This is a genomic window from Microvirga sp. 2YAF29 (assembly GCF_052114605.1).
GTDB lineage: Bacteria > Pseudomonadota > Alphaproteobacteria > Rhizobiales > Beijerinckiaceae > Microvirga.
The window spans coordinates 141,341-158,890 of the sequence record NZ_JBFRFB010000002.1 but is presented as its reverse complement, the minus strand read 5'-3'; the positions used below and the strand labels follow the sequence as shown (position 1 = coordinate 158,890).

The window sequence follows — 17,550 nt, the reverse complement described above, 5'->3', positions numbered from 1 at the left end:
CTTCTTAGCGGCGCATCGCGGCAGGCTCAACCAGGCCCTGCGCCTTTGCCAGATCTTGCGGCGTGTTGATGTTGAAGAATGGATCGCTCGGCGCGGCGGGCCACTCTGCGCGTGCCATTCCGTGATGCCGCACCCACTCCTCCACCCGGCACACGCCCTTCTCAACGAGGGCCCGCTGGAGATCGTGACGCAGGCTGACCGGCCATAGCCCAATTACGAAATGGTCCTGAGAGCCTGATGAAGCACAGGCGAGAGGCTGGCCTTGAGCCTGCCGTGCCCCGTGCAGGCGCTGAACGAGATCGGATGGGATGAACGGGGTATCTGCTGGAACGCTGACCACCCATTCCAGGGAGGGACGGTGAAGGGCAGTCCATTCGAGGGCGGCCAGGATTCCCGCCAGGGGCCCCGGATGACCGGAAACCGAATCCGGTACGAGGGGCAAATCCAAGTTTCCGAACCGCGACAGGTCCCCGGTCGCGTTCAGAATCACGCCCTCGCATTGAGGTGCAAGCCGCTCGCAGACATGAGAGAGCAGGGGGCGGCCGTTCAACTCAAGAAGAGCCTTATCGACTCCGTGCATGCGGCGTGCCAGCCCGCCGCCGAGGATGGCGCCCAGGGTGGCGGGGTAGGGCACCATGGCGGCTTACTCAATCACGATGCGGGGGGCAGGCCGCGAAGCGGCCCCGCCAGACAGGGTGGCCCAGATCTGCTGCGCCATGTTCTTGTAAATTTTGGCGTGAGGCCCATCGGGCTCGACCGCGACCACGGGACGGCCCGCATCCGATAATTCGCGGATCGTCATGTTGAGAGGGACCTCGCCCAGGAAGGGGACGCCCAGGCGTTCGGCTTCCGACCGCGCGCCGCCATGGCCGAAAATGTGCGAGGTCTGGCCGCAATGGGGGCAGACGAAGGTTGCCATGTTTTCGACGATGCCGAGAATCGGGATCTCCACCCGCTTGAACATCGAGACGCCGCGACGGGCATCGATGAGGGCGAGATCCTGGGGGGTCGAGACGATCACGGCTCCAGCCAGGGGGGTGGCCTGCGCCATGGTGAGCTGGGCGTCGCCCGTGCCGGGCGGCATATCCACCACGAGCACGTCGAGATCGCCCCAGGCCACCTCGCGCAGCATCTGCGTGATTGCGGACATCACCATGGGGCCGCGCCAGATCATGGCCGCTTCCTCTTCCACCAGGAAGCCGATGGACATGACCTTGAGGCCATAAGCCTCCATGGGTTCGAGAATGCGGTTCTCGAGAAGCCGGGGCTTGCCGTGAATGCCCAAAAGCTTCGGCATGGAGGGGCCATAGATGTCGGCATCGAGAATGCCGACCTTCAGGCCTTGGGCCGCGAGGCCGAGCGCCAGGTTGCAGGCGGTGGTCGACTTGCCGACGCCGCCCTTGCCGGAGGCGACCGCGATCACGTGCTGCACACCGGGAATGCGCTGGTTCCTGGGCTGCGCGGCGGCCCGTGGGCGCTGCGGCGCGGGTGGTGCCGCGGGAGCGGAGCCGGGTGCCCGATCCGCCGTCAGGCTGGCGAAGACGCCCTTCACGCCCGGCAGTCCCTGCACGGCGGTGGCAGCCGCCTGGCGAACCTGCTCCATGACTGCTGCTTCGGAGGGATCGATGGCGATGGAGAACATCACCCGGCCCGCATCGTCGATATGCACGTCGGAGAGGCGCCCCGAGGCGGCAAGGTCCGTTCCGGTTGCATCGACCGGCACGGTTGCCAAGGCCTGCAGCACATGTTCACGGGTGATCGCCACGATGGATACTCCTGGACTCGATCCGACAACAGATTCTTATCCCTCATGTATAGGGCGAAGGGCTCTACGTTAAGGTGTTCGCGCTTGGAAGGGCGCAAGTTCCTGAACCAAACCGCAGCTGGTCCGTTGTCCACCCGACCCTCGGGCGGCCGGAGCGGCTCGTCCTGCCTCGCCAGGCCCGGGATGCGTTTCGAGATTTCCAAGGAGTCAATGATGCACCAGCACGGGCATAACGATCCGAATGCCGCGAAGCTTTATGAGCTCATCAAGGATGTGAAGATCGCCATGATGACGACCATCGATACCGAGGGAAAGCTGCACAGCCGCCCCATGCACAGCCAGGAAGCGGATGAGCACGGAGATCTCTGGTTCTTCACGCAGATCCAGTCGCCGAAAACCACGGAGCTCTCGCGCGATAACGAGGTGAACCTTGCCTACAGCGACCCGAAGAGCCAGACCTATGTTTCGGTCACCGGCAAGGCCGAGATCGTGCGTGACAAGGCGACCATTCAGGATAAGTGGTCGGAGCCGCTGCGGGCCTGGTTCCCTGAAGGTGTCGACGATCCGCAGATCGCCCTGATCCGCGTGCATCCGCAGGGCGGTGAATATTGGGACAGCCCGTCCTCGACCATCGTGCATCTCTACGGTTATGCGAAGGCAGCCATCACCGGTAAGCCGCCGCATCCGGGCGACCAGGCGAAGGTCAATCTCAGCTGATGCAACGTTCAGGCATCTATGCAATGAGGGCCGCGACGCGGCCCTTTTTGTTGCCCGGGTTTACTTCTTTCTTTCGTGTTTCTTTCAAGTGAAAGCTTGAGTATCATCAAGGACAATAAGCAAAAGCGGAGGAATCCGTCCGGCAATAATGAATCAGCAGAGGGGGGCGCTCCCAGGGAGGGAACGATGAAGTTCGTCTGGCTTGCCGCCGTCTCCACTGTAGCGTTTGCATCATCAAGTCTTGCCCAGCCTGCGCCTCAGCCGAGCGGCAATCTCGAAAAGCTCCAAACATTTCAGAGCACGGGCACCGTCGAGCCCAAGCAAATTCCGCAGGAAGGCCGCCGGGCCGACGCCATTCGCAAAAATCTCGAGAAGGTCAAGTTGCCTGCAGGCTTCAAGATTGATCTCTATGCCGTCGTGCCGGATGCGCGGCACATGGCCGTCGGTCCCAATGCCGGTGTCGTATTCGTCGGAACGCGCAAGAACAATGTTTATGTGATCACGGATCGCGACAAGGATCGTGTGGCGGATGAGGTGAAGCAGTTCGCGCCCTCCGTCGAGTTCAAGATACCGAACGGCGTCTGCTTCTCCCGCGATGGCATGCTTTATGTTGCCGAGCAGAATCGGGTGCTGCAATTCCCGGCGGCTGAATTCTTCTATGAAGGTCCCGATGTGGCGGCTGGTGTCGTCGTGAAGCAGGGCGAACTGATCCCGCCGACAGAGGAAAGCTTCAATCACACGGCCCGTGTGTGTCGCGTGGGGCCTGACAACAAGCTCTACATCGCTCTCGGTCAGCCCTTCAACGTTCCGCCGAAAGACAAGATGGAGCTTTACAAACGTAACGGCATCGGCGGCATCATCCGCATGGACCAGGACGGCAAGAACAAGGAGGTTTACGCCACAGGTATCCGCAACTCCGTGGGCATCGAGTTCAATCCCAACGACAAGACGCTGTGGTTCACCGACAATCAGGTGGACGGCATGGGAGACGACCAGCCTCCGGGCGAATTGAATCGTGCGACGCAGATGGGCCAGAATTTCGGCTTCCCCTATTACGGCGGCGGCATGGTGCGTACGGTCGAGTACAAGGATGACCAGGTGCCCGCCGGTACCGTAGCTCCACAGGTCGAGATGGCGCCGCATGCGGCTGACCTTGGGCTAGTTTATTATAATGGCCGCATGTTCCCGCGCTCCTATCAGGGCGGTATCTTCACGGCGCAGCATGGCTCCTGGAACCGCACCAAACCCATCGGGGCACGGATCATGTTCACGCCGCTAAAGCCCGACGGCACGGCCGACAAGCCGCAGGTCTTCGCCGAGGGCTGGTTGACGGAAAACGGGGAATATCTCGGTCGCCCGGTCGACGTGGCCGTGCTCCTCGACGGTTCGCTTCTCGTCTCAGACGACACGGCGGGTGCGATCTATCGCATCTCCTACGAGAGCCAGTGACGGCATCCCCACAGGCGCGCCGCCCCAGGCGCGCCTGTTCTTTTGCGGAAAGCATCGACATGAAGCGAATTCTTACTCTCGCAGCCTTGGGGGCTGTACTGGGGATCGTTGCTCCAGAGGCCGCAGGCGCAGGCGATGCCAAGGCCGGACGCCAGAAGATCACGACGTGTCAGGCCTGCCATGGGCTCGACGGCCTCTCCAAGAACCCGGAGGCCCCGAACCTCGCGGGCCAGATCGAGGGCTACCTCGTCAAGGCGCTTGCCGAATACAAGGCCGAGACCCGCAAGAACGAGAGCATGAACATCGTAGCAAAAGACCTGTCGGACCAGGATATGGCCGACATCGCGGCCTATTTCTCCTCCATCCAGGTCGATGTTCTGCCGCCTTAGGCCGGATCTGGCCTGGATAGGGAGCCGGGCACCCTTTCTTCCTGGGTAAGGCTTCGCTATGGTCTCGCCTCCTTGAAACGGTGAGGAGCAGGGCATGGTGGACATCGCGACCAGGGTCTACAACCATACCTGGAAGATCGACCCGATCGTGCGGTCGGTGCTGGATACGGACTTCTACAAGCTTCTGATGGCGCAGACGATCTTTCGCCGCCATCGGGACGTGCAGGTCACGTTCGGCATCCACAACCGCACCACGCGCATCCGGCTGGCCGACATCATCGACGCCGGCGAACTGCGCGAACAGCTCGACCATGTGCGAAGCCTCTCCCTGACGCGCGGCGAATCCACATGGCTGCGCGGCAATACCTTCTACGGCAAGCGGCAGATGTTCTCGCCCGAGTTCATGGACTGGCTCGAGACCTTCCGTTTTCCCGAATACCTGCTGGAGAAGGAAGACGGCCAATACGTGCTGACCTTCCACGGTCCCTGGATCGAGACCACCATGTGGGAGATCCCGGCACTCGCCATTCTCAACGAGCTGCGCTCGCGTGGTGTGCTGCGGGACATGGGCAAGTTCGAGCTTCAGGTGCTCTATGCCCGCGCCATGACGCGCGTATGGGAGAAGATCGAACGGCTGAAGACGATGCCCGATCTCTCCATCGCCGATTTCGGTACACGCCGCCGCCATGGCTTCCTGTGGCAGGATTGGTGCGTGCAGGCTATGATCGAAGGCCTGGGAAATTCGTTCCTCGGCACCTCGAACTGCCTCATCGCCATGCGTCAGGAGGTGGAGGCCGTCGGCACCAACGCGCATGAATTGCCCATGGTCTATGCGGCGCTTGCGGACAGCGATGCGGAACTGGCGTCGGCGCCCTATCGCGTGCTGGCCGACTGGCAGGAAGATTATGAGGGAAACCTGCTCGTCATCCTGCCCGATACCTATGGCACCACAAACTTCCTTCAGAACGCGCCGGAATGGGTGCCGTCCTGGACCGGCATCCGCGTCGACTCGAAGGATCCCATCGAAGGCGGCGAGGAGGCGATTGCGTGGTGGCGCGAGCGCGGGCAGAACCCGGCGGAAAAACTCGCCATTTTCTCGGATGGTCTCGATGTCGATGTGATCGAGCGCATTCACAACCATTTCCGAGGCCGCATGCGCATAGGCTATGGCTGGGGCACGCTGCTCACCAACGATTTCCGTGGGCTCGCACCCGAAGGCCGTCTCGACCCGATCTCTATCGTCTGCAAGGTCATCTCCGCCGATGGGCGTCCGACGGTGAAGCTGTCGGACAATCCGACGAAGGCGATGGGGCCGGGCGCGGAAGTCGAGCGTTACAAGCGTGTATTCCATGTGGGCGCGCAACGCGCGCAGCCCGTTCTGGTGTGAGGCTCATGAAGATCGATCTGAATTGCGATATGGGCGAAGGCTTCGGCCCCTGGCCCATGGGAGACGATGAGGCGATGCTCGACATCGTTTCCTCCGCCAACATCGCCTGCGGCTTTCACGCGGGCGATCCGTCGATCATGTTCCGGACCGCTGAGATCGCGAAGCGCAAGGGCGTCGCCATCGGCGCGCACCCCGGCTTCAACGATCTCCATGGCTTCGGACGCCGCTTCATCAAGGGCGATACGCCTGCCGAAATCGAGCGCATGGTCGCCTATCAGATCGGCGCCATGCAGGCGGTGGCCTCGCTCGCCGGGCACAAGGTCACTTATGTGAAGGTGCATGGCTCGCTCAATAACATGGCGAATGAGGATGAGGATCTGGCGCTCGCCATCGCCCGCGCCATCAAGGGCGTCGATGCAAGCCTCATCAATATGTGCATGCCCGGTCTCCTGATGGAGAAGGCCTCCGATGCGGTCGGCGTGAAGGTGGTGCGCGAAGTCTTTGCTGACCGCACCTATGAGGATAACGGGACGCTCACCAGCCGCAAGAAGCCCGGCGCCGTGATGCACGATGCGGATGCGGCGGCGGAACGCGTGCTTCGCATGGTCCAGGACAAGGCGATCACGACCGTGTCCGGGAAGCGCATTCCCGTCGAGATCGACACGATCTGCGTCCATGGCGACGAGCCTACCGCTGTCGTGATGGCGAGGACTGTCAGGCAGAATCTCGAAGCGAATGGCGTCGTCATCGCGCCGTTCTAAGGATCTTGAGATCGTGTCCTTTAAGGATCACTTCTCCTCACGTTCCGGCGATTACGCTGCGTACCGCCCGACCTATCCGGACGCTCTCACCGACTATCTCGCGAGCCTTTGCGAGAGTACCGATGCCGCGCTCGATGTGGGTTGCGGAACGGGTCAGCTCTCCGTGCTGTTGGCCGAGCGCTTCAGGCACGTGGTCGGCACCGATGCCAGCGCGCAGCAGATCGAGAGTGCGGAAGAACATGAGCGTGTGGAATATCGCGTTGCTCCGGCGGAGAAGAGCGGATTGCCGGAAGGCTCCTTCGATCTGATCACGGTGGCGCAGGCCGCCCACTGGTTCGATCTCGACGCGTTTTACATGGAGGCGCGGCGGGTGGGGAAACTCGGCGTAGTGCTGGCGCTGATCACCTATGGCGTGGTCCAAGCCGATCCCGATGTCGACGCCACCATTCAGCATTTTTACAAGGATGTGGTCGGACCCCACTGGCCGCCCGAGCGCCGCCATGTGGAGGACGGCTATCGTTCTCTCAGCTTTCCGTTCGACGAACTGACAGCGCCTCCTCTTGCCATCGAGGTGCAGTGGAACGCATCACAACTCATCGGCTATGCCGATACATGGTCGGTTGTGCGCGGTGCGGAGAAGGCTTTGGGGCGAGAGCCTATCGAGCAGTTCAAACGCGATCTGCTAAGTGCGTGGGGAGAGCCGGACAAGCAGCGCGTGATCCGGTTCCCAATGTCGCTGCGCGTCGCGCGCATCGAGACCTTCAAACCTTGAAGGCACGCTCCAGAAACGGCATGAGTGCGGCCAGGGTTTCCTCAGGCGCTTCCTCCGCGAGGTAGTGACCGCAAGGGATGCTGTGCCCTTCCACGCGGTCTGCCCAGTCGCGCCAGACGGCAAGCACATCGTACCAGCGGTCGAGCCCGTTCCTCTGCCCCCAGAGCGCCTGCATTGGGCATTGAATGCGCCGTCCGGTCTGCTTGTCGGCGCCGTCCAACCGCATGTCGATGGTGGCTCCCGCGCGATAATCCTCGCACATGGCGTGAATCGTCTCAGGATTAGAGAAACAGCGCCTGTATTCCGCCAGAGCCTGCGCATCGAACATGTCGATGCCGCGCCTCAGATAGAATATGTCCGGATTCGCAGCGATCAGCGTTTCCGGAATCGGATGAGGCTGTGCGAGGAAGAACCAGTGCCAGTAGCCCATGGCGAAAGCCATGTCGGTGCGCGTGAAATGCTCCCATGTGGGCAGGATGTCGAGAACCGATAATGCCGCGATCCGTTCAGGATGATCGAGCGCCATGCGATAGGCGCAGCGTCCGCCGCGATCATGGCCGACGACGGCGAAGCGCTCGAAGCCCAGTTGCTGCATCGCTTCCACCATGTCGCGGGCCATGGCACGCTTCGAATAGGGCGCATGGTCCTTCGTCGTCGGTGGTTTCGAGCTGTCGCCATAGCCGCGCAGATCGGCGCAGACGATCGTGTAGGTTTCAGCCAGTCGTGGCGCCACGCGATGCCACATCACATGGGTTTGCGGATGGCCGTGCAGAAGTAGAACCGGCGGGCCGTTGCCGCCATGGCGCAGGTTGATGGCGGCCTCGGAGGTCTCGATCTGGCGATGCGTGAAGGTCTCGAACATGGGGCGAGTGTCCTACACTTTCACCCCATGTTCCAGCTTCTTGCTACCACGATCGGCGTGAGCCGTTGTCGATGTGGATGATGCCGTTGCCATAAACCTTCAGGCCGCCGACTTCGGAGCGACCTCGAAGATAGGCCATGACGCCGCGGGCGCGGGTGCGAACCCTGAAGTCGATGGCGCGGCAGGAGAGGTGCAGGGATTGGCGCGCACCGCCCGCGCGCCAGTTGCGGCCCGAGCTTCGGTGTGTCGACTCGACGCTCACAGAGCCGAACTTGCTCGCCACATCCGCCACCACTTCCCTTAAGTTTCCAGGAAGGCAGTTCGTCGGGGCGCTGGCGCGAAGGGTGATGCTGCCCTGCGCCACCAGCGAGGCAAAGCCGGACAGGGTTCTCGCGCCAAGTTGGTTTGAATTGAGCTGGTTTGAACTGGGCAGGCTGCCGGTGGTGCTGGTTTCATTGATCTTGTCGTTCGAAGGCAGGCTGGCATAGGCCGCCGGCGGCAATGGCATCTCATCGGAGGCGAGAGCCGTTGTCAGGCCCGTGGACATGAGGCTCGCCGTGCAGGCGAGCCAGAACGCAAGGCACATTTGAGATTTCGCGCTCATCGGGATCTCCCCGTCTGAGCCCCTACACGTATAGCGCCGAGTGGATAGTCCTCCCGCAACGGCAACCCATTGTTATTGGTCAGTAAACTGACAGTAGCGCTTTCCGCTTGGGGTCAATGAATTAAGCAATCTCTTTGATGTGACAATAGCAAGACAAGGTAATGGGTAGGCTCAAAAGGATTATTGATTTTCCAGTGCCTTATTTCGTAACGATTATAGCCTAAAGAAATTATTCGATACTAAATGTTATATGATGCGTTTCTAACGTTATAAGATTTGCATCTAGGGCTCTTGTAGCTGCCTTCACTGATACTCATATCATGTTGCGAGCCGTAACATCGGCATTGGAGCGTGGAATGAAGGCTGCTCGTGGAGATATGTTCGAAGTACTCAAGGCCGCTGGCTCGACCCGGGAAGATGCGCTTGCGCGCATCGGGTTGCTGGCGAAGCTCCTGGACAATGCCTTTCTCATTCCCGGTCTGAACCGGCGCGTGGGCCTCGATGCCGTGATTGGCCTCGTGCCCGGCGTGGGCGATGCCATCTCGGCGGCGCTTGCCAGCTACATCATCTGGGAGGCACGTCGGCTCGGCCTGCCGCGCTGGAAGATCGCCCGCATGGTCGGCAACGTGGCTGTGGATACGGCCATCGGCGCCATTCCGCTGGCAGGCGACGTGTTCGACGTCTTCTTCAAGGCAAACCAGCGCAACCTTCGCATCATCCACGAGCATCTCGGCATCACGAAGCGCAGGCCTCGGGAAATCGAGGGCACGGCCGTGCGTGTCGGGGAGCGCTGATCATGAGGCGGTTGCTTTGGGTTATCGCCTGGATCGCGGTCGCGATCTGGTCCCTCGTGGCATGGGGCACCTACGGGTTGTTCGACCTGTTCGGCGGCATGGCGGTGCGCAATGCGGATATGATCGGCGCCACCCCTGAATCGGTCGAGTGGATCGCATGGGCGCTAGCAGCCTTGCGCGGCCTCGGCCTCGGCGCCATCGTGTTCGTGTGGGGCCTGGTGTCCCTGCTGACCCTCGCCGTTCCCGCAGTGCTCGGCCTGCTCGTCCCCCGATCGCAGCTGGCGTCGATGAGTGGTGAGCGGCGGGATTATCCGGCCGGCCCTCGCGGCGATGGCTATCAGCCTCCGCCACAGGCCCCTTTGCGCCAGATCGAGCGACGCTAAAAAATCAGGGCCGTTTCCATCGTCGTGGAAACGGCCCTTTTCCTTGCAGCTCTGATCTGTCGAAAAGCTCTAGCGATGGCTCGAAATGAACTGCTTGAACCGTTCCGACTTCGGAGCGCTGAATACGTCTGCCGGTGCGCCTTCTTCCTCGACCATGCCTTTGTGCAGGAACATGACCCGGTTCGATACGTCGCGGGCAAAGCCCATCTCGTGGGTCACCACCAGCATGGTGCGGCCTTCTTCGGCAAGCGAGCGCATCACGCGCAAAACCTCGCCGACGAGTTCAGGGTCGAGCGCGGATGTCGGCTCGTCGAACAGCATCACCTTGGGATGCATGGCAAGCGCCCGCGCGATGGCCGCGCGCTGCTGCTGGCCGCCGGAGAGGTGAGAGGGATATTGGTTGCGCTTGTCCGCGATGCCCACCTTCGCCAGCAGCTCTTCCGCTTCCGCGATGCATTCCGCCTTCGGGCGCTTCTGCACATGCACGGGCGCCTCGATGACGTTTTCCAGGATCGTCATGTGGGACCAGAGATTGAAGCTCTGGAACACCATGGCGACGCGCGCGCGGATGCGATCCACCTGATGCTGGTCCACTGGCACCATGCCCTTGCGGGTGGATTTCAGCTTGATCTCCTCGCCTCCGATGCGAACCTCGCCGGCATCCGGCACTTCGAGCATGTTGATGCAGCGAAGCATCGTCGACTTGCCCGAACCGGACGCGCCGAGAATGGAGATCACGTCGCCCTCGTTGGCCTTCAGGGACACCCCTTTAAGAACTTCGAGGGAGCCGAAGCTCTTGCGCAGGTTGTTGATCGAAATGGCGGGCGTGGACTCAAGCGACAAGGATGCGACTCCGTTAGACATGGACGGCCTCCAGGCGCGACTTGAGGGCGGGCGGCCGGCGCAGGTGAGGCGAGAGCCACCATTCGATGGCCATGATAATGCGCGTGATGATGAAGTTCAGGAACAGGTAGATGATGCCCGCGACGACGAAGATTTCGACCGCGCGGAAGGTCTGGGAAATCATCTTCGCCGCCAGGCCTGTGACTTCCATCATGGTGATGACGGAGGCGAGCGAGGTTGCCTTCACCATCAGGATGATCTCGCTACCATAAGCAGGCAGGGCCTGCCTCAGGGCGATCGGGAAAACGATGCGGCGGAAGAGCAGGAAGCCGGACATGCCGCATGCGCGCGCAGCTTCCACCTGATTATACGGAACTGATTGCATTCCGCCGCGAATGATCTCGCTGCCATAGGCCGCGGTGTTCATCGTAAGCGCCAGAACCGCGCACCAATAGGGCTCGCGGAAGAAACCCCAGAGCCCCAGTTCCTGCAAGGTGGGCCTGAACTGTCCGAGGCCATAATAGATCAGGAAGATCTGCACGAGCAAAGGCGTGCCGCGGAACACGAACACATAGGCCTGCGCCGGCCAGTCGAAGATCTTGATCTTCGACATGCGCATGAGCGCGAGGATCATGGCGAAGACGGCGCCGAAGGCGATGGAGGTGAAGGCCAGGTTGAGCGTGAGCGGAATGCCCTCGATCAGCCGCAAGAAAGCCTCCCACATGAAGGCGAAATCCATCAGGAAGCCCTCCGAATGCCGCGCATCGAGTAGGTCTCCGCACGCTGGAAGAGATAGGTCGAAACCCAGGTGATGAGCAGGTAGAGGATCGCGGCCGTGATGTAGAAATCGAACGGACGGCGCGTGGAGCCTGCGGCCACCTGCGACTGGCGCAGCAGCTCGACGAGGCCCGTCACGGAAATCAGCGCGGATTCCTTCAGCACCAGCTGCCATGTATTGCCGAGGCCCGGAATGGCATAGCGCAGGACCTGCGGGGCGATGATGCGGCGGAACATGAGCCAGCGATGCATGCCGACCGAGCGCGCCGCTTCGAGCTCGCCACGGCTCACCACCTGGAAGGCGCCACGAAACACTTCCGCCTGATAGGCGCCGGACACGATGCCGATAGCCATGGCGCCGGTGACGAAAGCGGGAACGCCGATGAAGCCTTCAGCGCCGAACAGGCTGCCGATGGCGCCGAGCGCGGCGCTGCCGCCGAAATAGAAGAGATAGATGACGAGCAGGTCCGGGATGCCGCGAAGGACAGTTGTGTATCCATCCGCAACCCCGCGAATGGCGACATTGCCGCCGATCTTGCCCCAGGCCACGAAGGTGCCGACGATGGAACCCGCGAGGAAGCCGCAGATCGCGACCGCGATCGTCATGCCTGTCGCCGTGATGAGAAGCCATCCCCATCCGTTGGGGCCGAACCCGATGAGCTCGAAATAGCTCAGTTGATGCACGCGTTTTGACTTTCCTGAATGTGCCTCGCGCCCCGCATTCGACGCGGGGCGCGAGGCGTCATGTGTCACATCCGGCGCGCAAGCACGCCGTCTCTGCTCATCAGGTCTGAGGAGCCATGTCGATCTTGAACCACTTCTCCGTGAGTTTCTTCACGGTGCCGTCGTCGATGGCAGCCTGGATCGCCTTGTCGAACATGCCCTTCAGCTCGGCGTCGTCCTTGCGCAGGCCGACCGCCACGCCGCGCCCGAGCACGTCGCCGTCAACCGCGCCGCCGGCGATCATCATGTCCTTGAATTCCGGCTTCTCAGTCGAGGCCTTCAGCGAGGAATGCGCCGCGAAGATCGCATCGATGCGGCCCGCCGCGAGGTCGAGGTCGTGCTGCTCGGTGGTCTTGTATTCACGGATGGTGATCGTGTCCTTCAGGTACTTTTCCAGGAACGCGCCGTTCACGGTCGAACTCTGCGTACCGATGGTCTTGCCTTTCAGAAGCGGCTTCCATTCCTCGATCATCGCCTTGGCGGCATCGGGATCCTTGTCGAGATTGACGCGCTTGCCCTGGCCGGCGAGCTTGGCCAGCGGCGAATCCTTCAGCACGCCCCAGCCGTGGGAGCCGGTGGCGTAGGGGCGGGAGAAGTTGATGGCCTCGAGGCGCTTCGGCGTGATGTTCATGCCGGCCATGATGGCGTCGTACTTCTTGGCGTTGAGGGCGGGAATGATGCCATCCCAGTCCTGGGCCACGATCTCGCATTTCACCTTCATCCGGGCGCACAGGTCGTTGGCGAGCTCGATCTCGAAGCCATCCAGCTTGCCGCCGGGGCCTGTGAAGTTCCACGGGGCATAGGCGCCTTCGGTGGCGATCTTGATGGTCTTTTCCTGGGCCGAGGCGGCGCCGATAGTGAGAGCGGAGGCCAGCAGGCCGAAACCTAATGTTTTCAACAGGTTCATCGTCGTTCCCTTGATCAGCTTGAGCTGAATCTTGTCCAGGCGGAGTCTTCCGCCCGCCACGTCAAAGCTAACATTCAAAAGCCGAGCCAGTGCAAGCCCATTTCATGGTGAATACAATGCCCAAAATGATGTTTTGCATCGCACCTTGCACGTTTCCATACAAAAAGGCGCGGCAGAAGCCGCGCCTTGATGGATTCTTGGGGGGAAGGGCTTAGCCCTTCGGCGAGATGTCGATCTTGAACCACTTCTCGGACAGCTTCTTGACGGTGCCGTCCTTGACTGCTGCCTGGATCGCCTCGTTGAAGGACTTCTTCAGCTCCGTATCGCCTTGGCGCAGGCCCACGCCCACGCCATTGCCCAGGAGGCCGCCCGTGATGGACGGGCCGACGAGAACGTAGTCCTTGAACTCGGGCTTCTCGAGAGTGCCGATGATGGCCGTGGAATCGGCCAGGACGATGTCGATGCGGCCGGCGGCGAGGTCGAGATCGTGAGCTTCGGTGGTCTTATACTCGCGGATCTCGGCCGTGCCCTTGTAGTACTTGTCGGCGAAGTTCGAGTGGATGGTCGAGCCCTGAACGCCGACGGTCTTGCCCTTCAGGAGCGGCTTCACGGCCTCAATGGCCTTCTCGGCGGCTTCCTTCTGGGTGCTGAGGTTGTAGGCCTGGCCCGTGCCCGGCATCTTGGCGAGCGGCGAGCTCTTCTCTACGAGGAAGCCATTCGGGCCCGCAGCGTAAGGACCGGCGAAGTCGATGGTCTTCTTGCGCTCGTCGGTGATGCTCATGCCGGCCATGATGGCGTCGTACTTCTTGGCGGTGAGGGCGGGAATGATGCCATCCCAATCCTGGGCCACGATCTCGCACTTCACCTTCATGCGCGCACACAAGTCGTTGGCCAGATCGATCTCGAAGCCCTCAAGCTTGCCGCCGGCGCCCGTGAAGTTCCACGGAGCATAGGCACCTTCGGTAGCGATCTTGATGGTCTTCTCCTGAGCCGAGGCCGCGCCCATGGCGAGCGTGGAGCCGAGAAGAGCCAAGCCAATGGTCTTAACGAAATTCATAGTCGTTCCCTTATTCTCGGGCCCGGATCTCGCCCGGGCCGAATTGCTCGCGGCCCCTTGGGAGCCGCGCCGTAAGTCAGTAACAGCCAATCTTTTGCAAAAGGCAAGTCTTAGCTGGCGAACCTCACACAACCCGCAACTTGATCTCGCCAAGCCCTTCGATGGCCCCAGTCATTACTTGCCCTTGCGTCACCGCGCCCACGCCTTCAGGCGTTCCGGCGAAGATCACATCGCCCGGCGCCAGCTCGAAATAGGAGGACAGATAGGCGATCTGCTCGGCGACGGACCAGATCATGTCGGACAGGTCCGCCTTCTGACGCACGGCTCCATCCACAAAAAGCGAGATGGCCCCCTTTGCCGGATGCCCCACCGTTGATGCGGGATGGAGCGGGCCGACCGGGCCTGAGAAATCCGCCGCCTTGCCGAGTTCCCAGGACCGGCGAAGCTGCTTGGCTTCGTCCTGAAGATCGCGGCGGGTCATGTCGAGGCCGACGGCGTAGCCGAACACGTGGTCGAGGGCCTGCTCGACGGGAATATTCTTCCCGCCTTTTGCCAGCGCAACCACGAGTTCGATCTCGAAATGGTAGTTCTGCGTCTTGGGCGGGTAGGGGTGCTCGACCGTCTGTCCCTCGGGCACGACCTGGAGGGCGTCTGCCGGTTTCATGAAGAAGAAAGGCGGCTCGCGGGTCGGGTCTCCGCCCATCTCTCGGGCATGGGCGGCGTAGTTGCGCCCCACGCAATAAACGCGCCGAACGGGAAATCGATCGCTGGAACCGGCGACGGGAAGGGTGGTGATCGGAGGCGTGGGGATGACGGTGGCCATGGCGTTTCGTGACAGCTCTCTCGTTGATAGTGGCCCGGAACAGGGCCGTCTTTCTCCTTTCCTACACCTTGCGGTTCGCTTCACAAGTCGTATTGAACGAAGGCACTACAGGAGAAACGACGATGACCGCACCATCAGCGGCCGGCACGACCCTGATCGAGATCCTCACGGCACGGCTTGGGCCAGCCTATGTGCTGACGGCGGCGGACGATCTCGAAGGCCATGTCACGGAAGCGCGCGGGCTCTATCGCGGCGAGGCCATGGCAGTTGTGCGCCCAAAGGATCGTGACGAAGTTGCATTCGTTCTGCGTGAATGCGGGAAGGCGGGTGTTCCGGTCGTTCCGCAGGGCGGCAATACGGGCCTCGTCGGAGGTGGTGTCCCTTATGGCGGCGTGGTGATGTCCCTGACCCGCTTGGACGGCATCCGCGAGATCGATCCGGTCAACGCGACGGTCACGGTGGAGGCGGGAGCCATTCTGAAGGCGGTGCAGGATGCGGCGAGCGAAGCCGGCTATCTCTTCCCGCTCTCGCTCGCTTCCGAAGGCTCGTGCCGCATCGGCGGCAACCTCGCCACCAACGCGGGCGGAACCGCCGTTCTGCGCTACGGCAACATGCGCGATCTCACATTGGGTCTCGAGGTCGTGCTTGCCGATGGCCGCGTGTGGGACGGCTTGAAAGGCCTGCGCAAGGACAACACGGGCTATGACCTGAAGGACCTCTTCATCGGCTCGGAAGGAACGCTCGGCATCATCACCGCGGCGGTATTGAAGCTTTTTCCGAAGCCGCATGCGCGCGTTACAGCCTTCATCGGCTGCGAGGCTCCTTACGATGCGTTGAAGGTGTTCCAGCGTCTTCGCGAGTCGGCGGGCGATCAGCTCACCGCTTTCGAATACATGCCGGAATTCGGCATCGAGATCGTGCTCAAGCACATGCCGGGCTCGTTACGTCCGCTGGCCGAGAAACACAATTCCTACGCGCTGATCGAGCTGTCCTCGCCGCAGAAGGATGCGGATCTGCAAGGGCAGTTGGAGGCTGTTCTCGGCGAGTGCTTCGAGGAAGGCCTCGTGCAGGATGCGGTGATCGGCGCGAGCGAAGCGCAAAGCCAGGCGCTCTGGGGCCTGCGCGAACATCTCTCGGAGGTGCAGCGCATGGAAGGCGGCTCCATCAAGCACGATGTGGCCGTTCCCGTATCGCGCGTCGCGGAGTTCATCGATGTCGCGACGAAAGCCTGCGAAGCGGAAATGGAGGGCGTGCGCGTCTGCGCCTTCGGCCATTTCGGCGATGGCAATATTCACTTCAACTTGTCCCAACCTGTGGGCATGGACAAGAGCACATATCTGGCGGAGTGGGAGCGCTTCAACCGCATCGTGCACGACATCGTGCACGGCATGAACGGATCGATCTCCGCCGAGCACGGCATCGGCCTCATCAAGCGCGACGAACTGACGCTCTACAAGGATGCGGTGGCGCTCGACCTCATGCGCAGCGTTAAGCGCGCGCTCGATCCGCAGAATATCCTCAACCCCGGCAAGGTCGTCGCCATCGGCGAGGGCGGGCCGACCGCACTTCCGACAAAGGCAGGATAATCCATGAAAAGCATCGACCTTCTCACATTCGGCGAGCCCCTGATGGAATTCGCGGAAGTGCAGCGCGACGGTGAGCGCCTTTATTTGCCGGGTCATGGCGGCGACGTTTCCAACACCGCTGTCGCGGCTGCGCGGCAGGGTGCGAAAACCGCGATCTTCACGGCGCTCGGGAATGATTCCTTCGGCCAGGATTTTCTGAAACTCTGGCAGCGCGAGAACATCGACACGTCGTCCGTGCTCACGCGCAAGGATGGCCGCACCGGCGCTTACTTCATCAGCTACGGCGAGGAAGGGCATGTGTTCTCCTATGCCCGTGCAGGCTCCGCCGCGAGCCTCGTCAGTGTCGAGGAATTGCCGCTGCAACAGATCGCCTCCGCGCGCATCCTGCACGCATCGGGCATCAGCCAGGCCATCTCCGAGAGCTGCACCGATGCGGTCTATGCCGCCATGCGCCACGCGAAGGCGAGCGGCACGGTTGTCAGCTACGATACGAATCTGCGCTTGAAGCTCTGGCCGCTCGACCGCGCGCGCGCCGTCATCAACGGGGCGTCTGCGATGACCGACATCCTCCTGCCGGGGCTCGACGATGCGCAGCAGCTCACGGCACTCGAACGGCCCGAGGATATCTGCTCGTTCTATCTGAATCTCGGTTGCGGCGTCGTTGCGCTCACCATGGGCAAGAACGGCACCATGGTTGCGACGAAGGATCGTCTCGAGATCATTGCGCCCTATCCGGTTGAGGCTGTCGATGCGACGGGTGCGGGCGATACGTTCGACGGCGCGTTCCTGGCCGAGTGGCTCGTGCACCGTGATCCGTTCAAGTCGGCAGCCTATGCCAATGCGGCAGCGGCCCTGTCGACGCTGGGCAAGGGCGCGGTTGCGCCAATCCCGCAACGAGATGGTGTTGAAGAGTTTCTGCGGTCCAAATGAAAAACGGCGGGTCCGAGAACC

General features: G+C 61.8%; 20 protein-coding genes. 10 read left to right on the top strand and 10 right to left on the bottom strand.

All coding sequences use genetic code 11. The features are described from left to right. Positions 1-4: 4 nt before the first annotated feature. Positions 5-637: a molybdenum cofactor guanylyltransferase MobA gene (mobA, locus tag AB4Y85_RS03095; protein ID WP_441983389.1), complete on the bottom strand. Its 633-nt coding sequence runs from the start codon at positions 635-637 to the stop codon at positions 5-7. Between the two features lie 6 nt (positions 638-643). Continuing rightward, on the bottom strand, positions 644-1,765 hold the full coding sequence (locus AB4Y85_RS03090) for a P-loop NTPase (protein WP_441983388.1): 1,122 nt from the start codon (positions 1,763-1,765) through the stop codon (positions 644-646). Positions 1,766-1,978: 213 nt separating this feature from the next. Between AB4Y85_RS03090 and AB4Y85_RS03085 the strand changes: the two genes are divergently transcribed. From AB4Y85_RS03085 to AB4Y85_RS03060, 6 genes are all read left to right on the top strand, one after another. Beyond that, positions 1,979-2,482: a pyridoxamine 5'-phosphate oxidase family protein gene (locus AB4Y85_RS03085; RefSeq protein WP_441983698.1), complete on the top strand. Its 504-nt coding sequence runs from the start codon at positions 1,979-1,981 to the stop codon at positions 2,480-2,482. A gap of 186 nt (positions 2,483-2,668) precedes the next feature. Beyond that, positions 2,669-3,931, top strand: a complete 1,263-nt coding sequence (locus AB4Y85_RS03080) for a PQQ-dependent sugar dehydrogenase (RefSeq protein WP_441983387.1) — start codon at positions 2,669-2,671, stop codon at positions 3,929-3,931. A 59-nt stretch (positions 3,932-3,990) separates the two neighbouring features. Next, the gene (locus AB4Y85_RS03075; RefSeq protein WP_441983386.1) at positions 3,991-4,320 is read left to right on the top strand and encodes a c-type cytochrome; all 330 of its coding nucleotides are present in this window, start codon (positions 3,991-3,993) and stop codon (positions 4,318-4,320) included. Between the two features lie 94 nt (positions 4,321-4,414). Beyond that, positions 4,415-5,707, top strand: a complete 1,293-nt coding sequence (gene pncB, locus AB4Y85_RS03070) for a nicotinate phosphoribosyltransferase (RefSeq protein ID WP_441983385.1) — start codon at positions 4,415-4,417, stop codon at positions 5,705-5,707. Between the two features lie 5 nt (positions 5,708-5,712). Beyond that, positions 5,713-6,468, top strand: coding sequence for a LamB/YcsF family protein (locus tag AB4Y85_RS03065; RefSeq protein ID WP_441983384.1), 756 nt, complete (start codon positions 5,713-5,715; stop codon positions 6,466-6,468). Further along, positions 6,443-7,240 carry a class I SAM-dependent methyltransferase gene (locus AB4Y85_RS03060; protein ID WP_441983383.1) on the top strand — a complete coding sequence of 266 codons (798 nt, stop codon included), beginning with the start codon at positions 6,443-6,445 and terminating at the stop codon, positions 7,238-7,240. The genes AB4Y85_RS03065 and AB4Y85_RS03060 overlap by 26 nt, the downstream gene beginning before the upstream one ends. Here AB4Y85_RS03060 and AB4Y85_RS03055 read toward each other — a convergent pair. Beyond that, on the bottom strand, positions 7,230-8,102 hold the full coding sequence (locus AB4Y85_RS03055) for an alpha/beta fold hydrolase (protein ID WP_441983382.1): 873 nt from the start codon (positions 8,100-8,102) through the stop codon (positions 7,230-7,232). The two genes, AB4Y85_RS03060 and AB4Y85_RS03055, sit on opposite strands and share 11 nt — an antisense overlap. A gap of 43 nt (positions 8,103-8,145) precedes the next feature. Beyond that, positions 8,146-8,706 (bottom strand): D-Ala-D-Ala carboxypeptidase family metallohydrolase, encoded by a 561-nt coding sequence (locus AB4Y85_RS03050; protein WP_441983381.1) that lies wholly within the window; start codon positions 8,704-8,706, stop codon positions 8,146-8,148. Between the two features lie 356 nt (positions 8,707-9,062). Here AB4Y85_RS03050 and AB4Y85_RS03045 point away from each other — a divergent pair, with 356 nt between their 5' ends. Both AB4Y85_RS03045 and AB4Y85_RS03040 read left to right on the top strand, forming a co-directional pair. Further along, complete coding sequence (locus tag AB4Y85_RS03045) at positions 9,063-9,500, top strand: DUF4112 domain-containing protein (RefSeq protein WP_441983380.1); 438 nt, start codon at positions 9,063-9,065, stop codon at positions 9,498-9,500. 2 nt (positions 9,501-9,502) lie between these two features. After that, on the top strand, positions 9,503-9,883 hold the full coding sequence (locus tag AB4Y85_RS03040; RefSeq protein WP_441983379.1) for a hypothetical protein: 381 nt from the start codon (positions 9,503-9,505) through the stop codon (positions 9,881-9,883). A 69-nt stretch (positions 9,884-9,952) separates the two neighbouring features. Here the strand turns inward: AB4Y85_RS03040 and AB4Y85_RS03035 are convergent, their stop codons facing one another. The 6 genes from AB4Y85_RS03035 to AB4Y85_RS03010 all read right to left on the bottom strand — a co-directional run bounded on the left by AB4Y85_RS03035 (position 9,953) and on the right by AB4Y85_RS03010 (position 15,013). Beyond that, positions 9,953-10,747, bottom strand: coding sequence for an ABC transporter ATP-binding protein (locus tag AB4Y85_RS03035; protein ID WP_441983378.1), 795 nt, complete (start codon positions 10,745-10,747; stop codon positions 9,953-9,955). Then, positions 10,740-11,465, bottom strand: a complete 726-nt coding sequence (locus tag AB4Y85_RS03030) for an ABC transporter permease (RefSeq protein WP_441983377.1) — start codon at positions 11,463-11,465, stop codon at positions 10,740-10,742. Before AB4Y85_RS03030 ends, AB4Y85_RS03035 begins: the two co-directional genes overlap by 8 nt. Next, positions 11,465-12,187: an ABC transporter permease gene (locus AB4Y85_RS03025; RefSeq protein WP_441983376.1), complete on the bottom strand. Its 723-nt coding sequence runs from the start codon at positions 12,185-12,187 to the stop codon at positions 11,465-11,467. The genes AB4Y85_RS03030 and AB4Y85_RS03025 overlap by 1 nt, the downstream gene beginning before the upstream one ends. 100 nt (positions 12,188-12,287) lie before the next feature. Beyond that, on the bottom strand, positions 12,288-13,133 hold the full coding sequence (locus AB4Y85_RS03020) for a lysine/arginine/ornithine ABC transporter substrate-binding protein (RefSeq protein ID WP_441983375.1): 846 nt from the start codon (positions 13,131-13,133) through the stop codon (positions 12,288-12,290). Between the two features lie 211 nt (positions 13,134-13,344). Further along, a complete protein-coding gene (locus tag AB4Y85_RS03015; protein WP_441983374.1) occupies positions 13,345-14,190 on the bottom strand; it encodes a lysine/arginine/ornithine ABC transporter substrate-binding protein in 846 nt (281 codons plus the stop codon). A 124-nt stretch (positions 14,191-14,314) separates the two neighbouring features. Continuing rightward, positions 14,315-15,013 carry a fumarylacetoacetate hydrolase family protein gene (locus tag AB4Y85_RS03010; RefSeq protein ID WP_441983373.1) on the bottom strand — a complete coding sequence of 233 codons (699 nt, stop codon included), beginning with the start codon at positions 15,011-15,013 and terminating at the stop codon, positions 14,315-14,317. Positions 15,014-15,135: 122 nt separating this feature from the next. Here AB4Y85_RS03010 and AB4Y85_RS03005 point away from each other — a divergent pair, with 122 nt between their 5' ends. Then, complete coding sequence (locus AB4Y85_RS03005) at positions 15,136-16,599, top strand: FAD-binding oxidoreductase (protein ID WP_441983372.1); 1,464 nt, start codon at positions 15,136-15,138, stop codon at positions 16,597-16,599. 3 nt (positions 16,600-16,602) lie between these two features. Further along, complete coding sequence (locus AB4Y85_RS03000; RefSeq protein ID WP_441983371.1) at positions 16,603-17,529, top strand: sugar kinase; 927 nt, start codon at positions 16,603-16,605, stop codon at positions 17,527-17,529. The last annotated feature ends 21 nt before the right edge of the window (positions 17,530-17,550 follow it).

Excerpts from the sequence above, each read along its gene's own strand:
- AB4Y85_RS03005 (WP_441983372.1), top strand. The coding sequence starts at position 15,136 with ATGACCGCACCATCAGCGGCCGGCACGACCCTGATCGAGATCCTCACG.
- AB4Y85_RS03030 (WP_441983377.1), bottom strand. The coding sequence starts at position 11,465 with ATGGATTTCGCCTTCATGTGGGAGGCTTTCTTGCGGCTGATCGAGGGC.
- AB4Y85_RS03065 (WP_441983384.1), top strand. The coding sequence starts at position 5,713 with ATGAAGATCGATCTGAATTGCGATATGGGCGAAGGCTTCGGCCCCTGG.
- AB4Y85_RS03035 (WP_441983378.1), bottom strand. The coding sequence starts at position 10,747 with ATGTCTAACGGAGTCGCATCCTTGTCGCTTGAGTCCACGCCCGCCATT.
- AB4Y85_RS03020 (WP_441983375.1), bottom strand. The coding sequence starts at position 13,133 with ATGAACCTGTTGAAAACATTAGGTTTCGGCCTGCTGGCCTCCGCTCTC.
- mobA (WP_441983389.1), bottom strand. The coding sequence starts at position 637 with ATGGTGCCCTACCCCGCCACCCTGGGCGCCATCCTCGGCGGCGGGCTG.
- AB4Y85_RS03010 (WP_441983373.1), bottom strand. The coding sequence starts at position 15,013 with ATGGCCACCGTCATCCCCACGCCTCCGATCACCACCCTTCCCGTCGCC.
- AB4Y85_RS03015 (WP_441983374.1), bottom strand. The coding sequence starts at position 14,190 with ATGAATTTCGTTAAGACCATTGGCTTGGCTCTTCTCGGCTCCACGCTC.
- AB4Y85_RS03045 (WP_441983380.1), top strand. The coding sequence starts at position 9,063 with ATGAAGGCTGCTCGTGGAGATATGTTCGAAGTACTCAAGGCCGCTGGC.
- AB4Y85_RS03000 (WP_441983371.1), top strand. The coding sequence starts at position 16,603 with ATGAAAAGCATCGACCTTCTCACATTCGGCGAGCCCCTGATGGAATTC.
- AB4Y85_RS03060 (WP_441983383.1), top strand. The coding sequence starts at position 6,443 with ATGGCGTCGTCATCGCGCCGTTCTAAGGATCTTGAGATCGTGTCCTTT.
- AB4Y85_RS03075 (WP_441983386.1), top strand. The coding sequence starts at position 3,991 with ATGAAGCGAATTCTTACTCTCGCAGCCTTGGGGGCTGTACTGGGGATC.
- pncB (WP_441983385.1), top strand. The coding sequence starts at position 4,415 with ATGGTGGACATCGCGACCAGGGTCTACAACCATACCTGGAAGATCGAC.
- AB4Y85_RS03080 (WP_441983387.1), top strand. The coding sequence starts at position 2,669 with ATGAAGTTCGTCTGGCTTGCCGCCGTCTCCACTGTAGCGTTTGCATCA.
- AB4Y85_RS03050 (WP_441983381.1), bottom strand. The coding sequence starts at position 8,706 with ATGAGCGCGAAATCTCAAATGTGCCTTGCGTTCTGGCTCGCCTGCACG.
- AB4Y85_RS03040 (WP_441983379.1), top strand. The coding sequence starts at position 9,503 with ATGAGGCGGTTGCTTTGGGTTATCGCCTGGATCGCGGTCGCGATCTGG.
- AB4Y85_RS03085 (WP_441983698.1), top strand. The coding sequence starts at position 1,979 with ATGCACCAGCACGGGCATAACGATCCGAATGCCGCGAAGCTTTATGAG.
- AB4Y85_RS03055 (WP_441983382.1), bottom strand. The coding sequence starts at position 8,102 with ATGTTCGAGACCTTCACGCATCGCCAGATCGAGACCTCCGAGGCCGCC.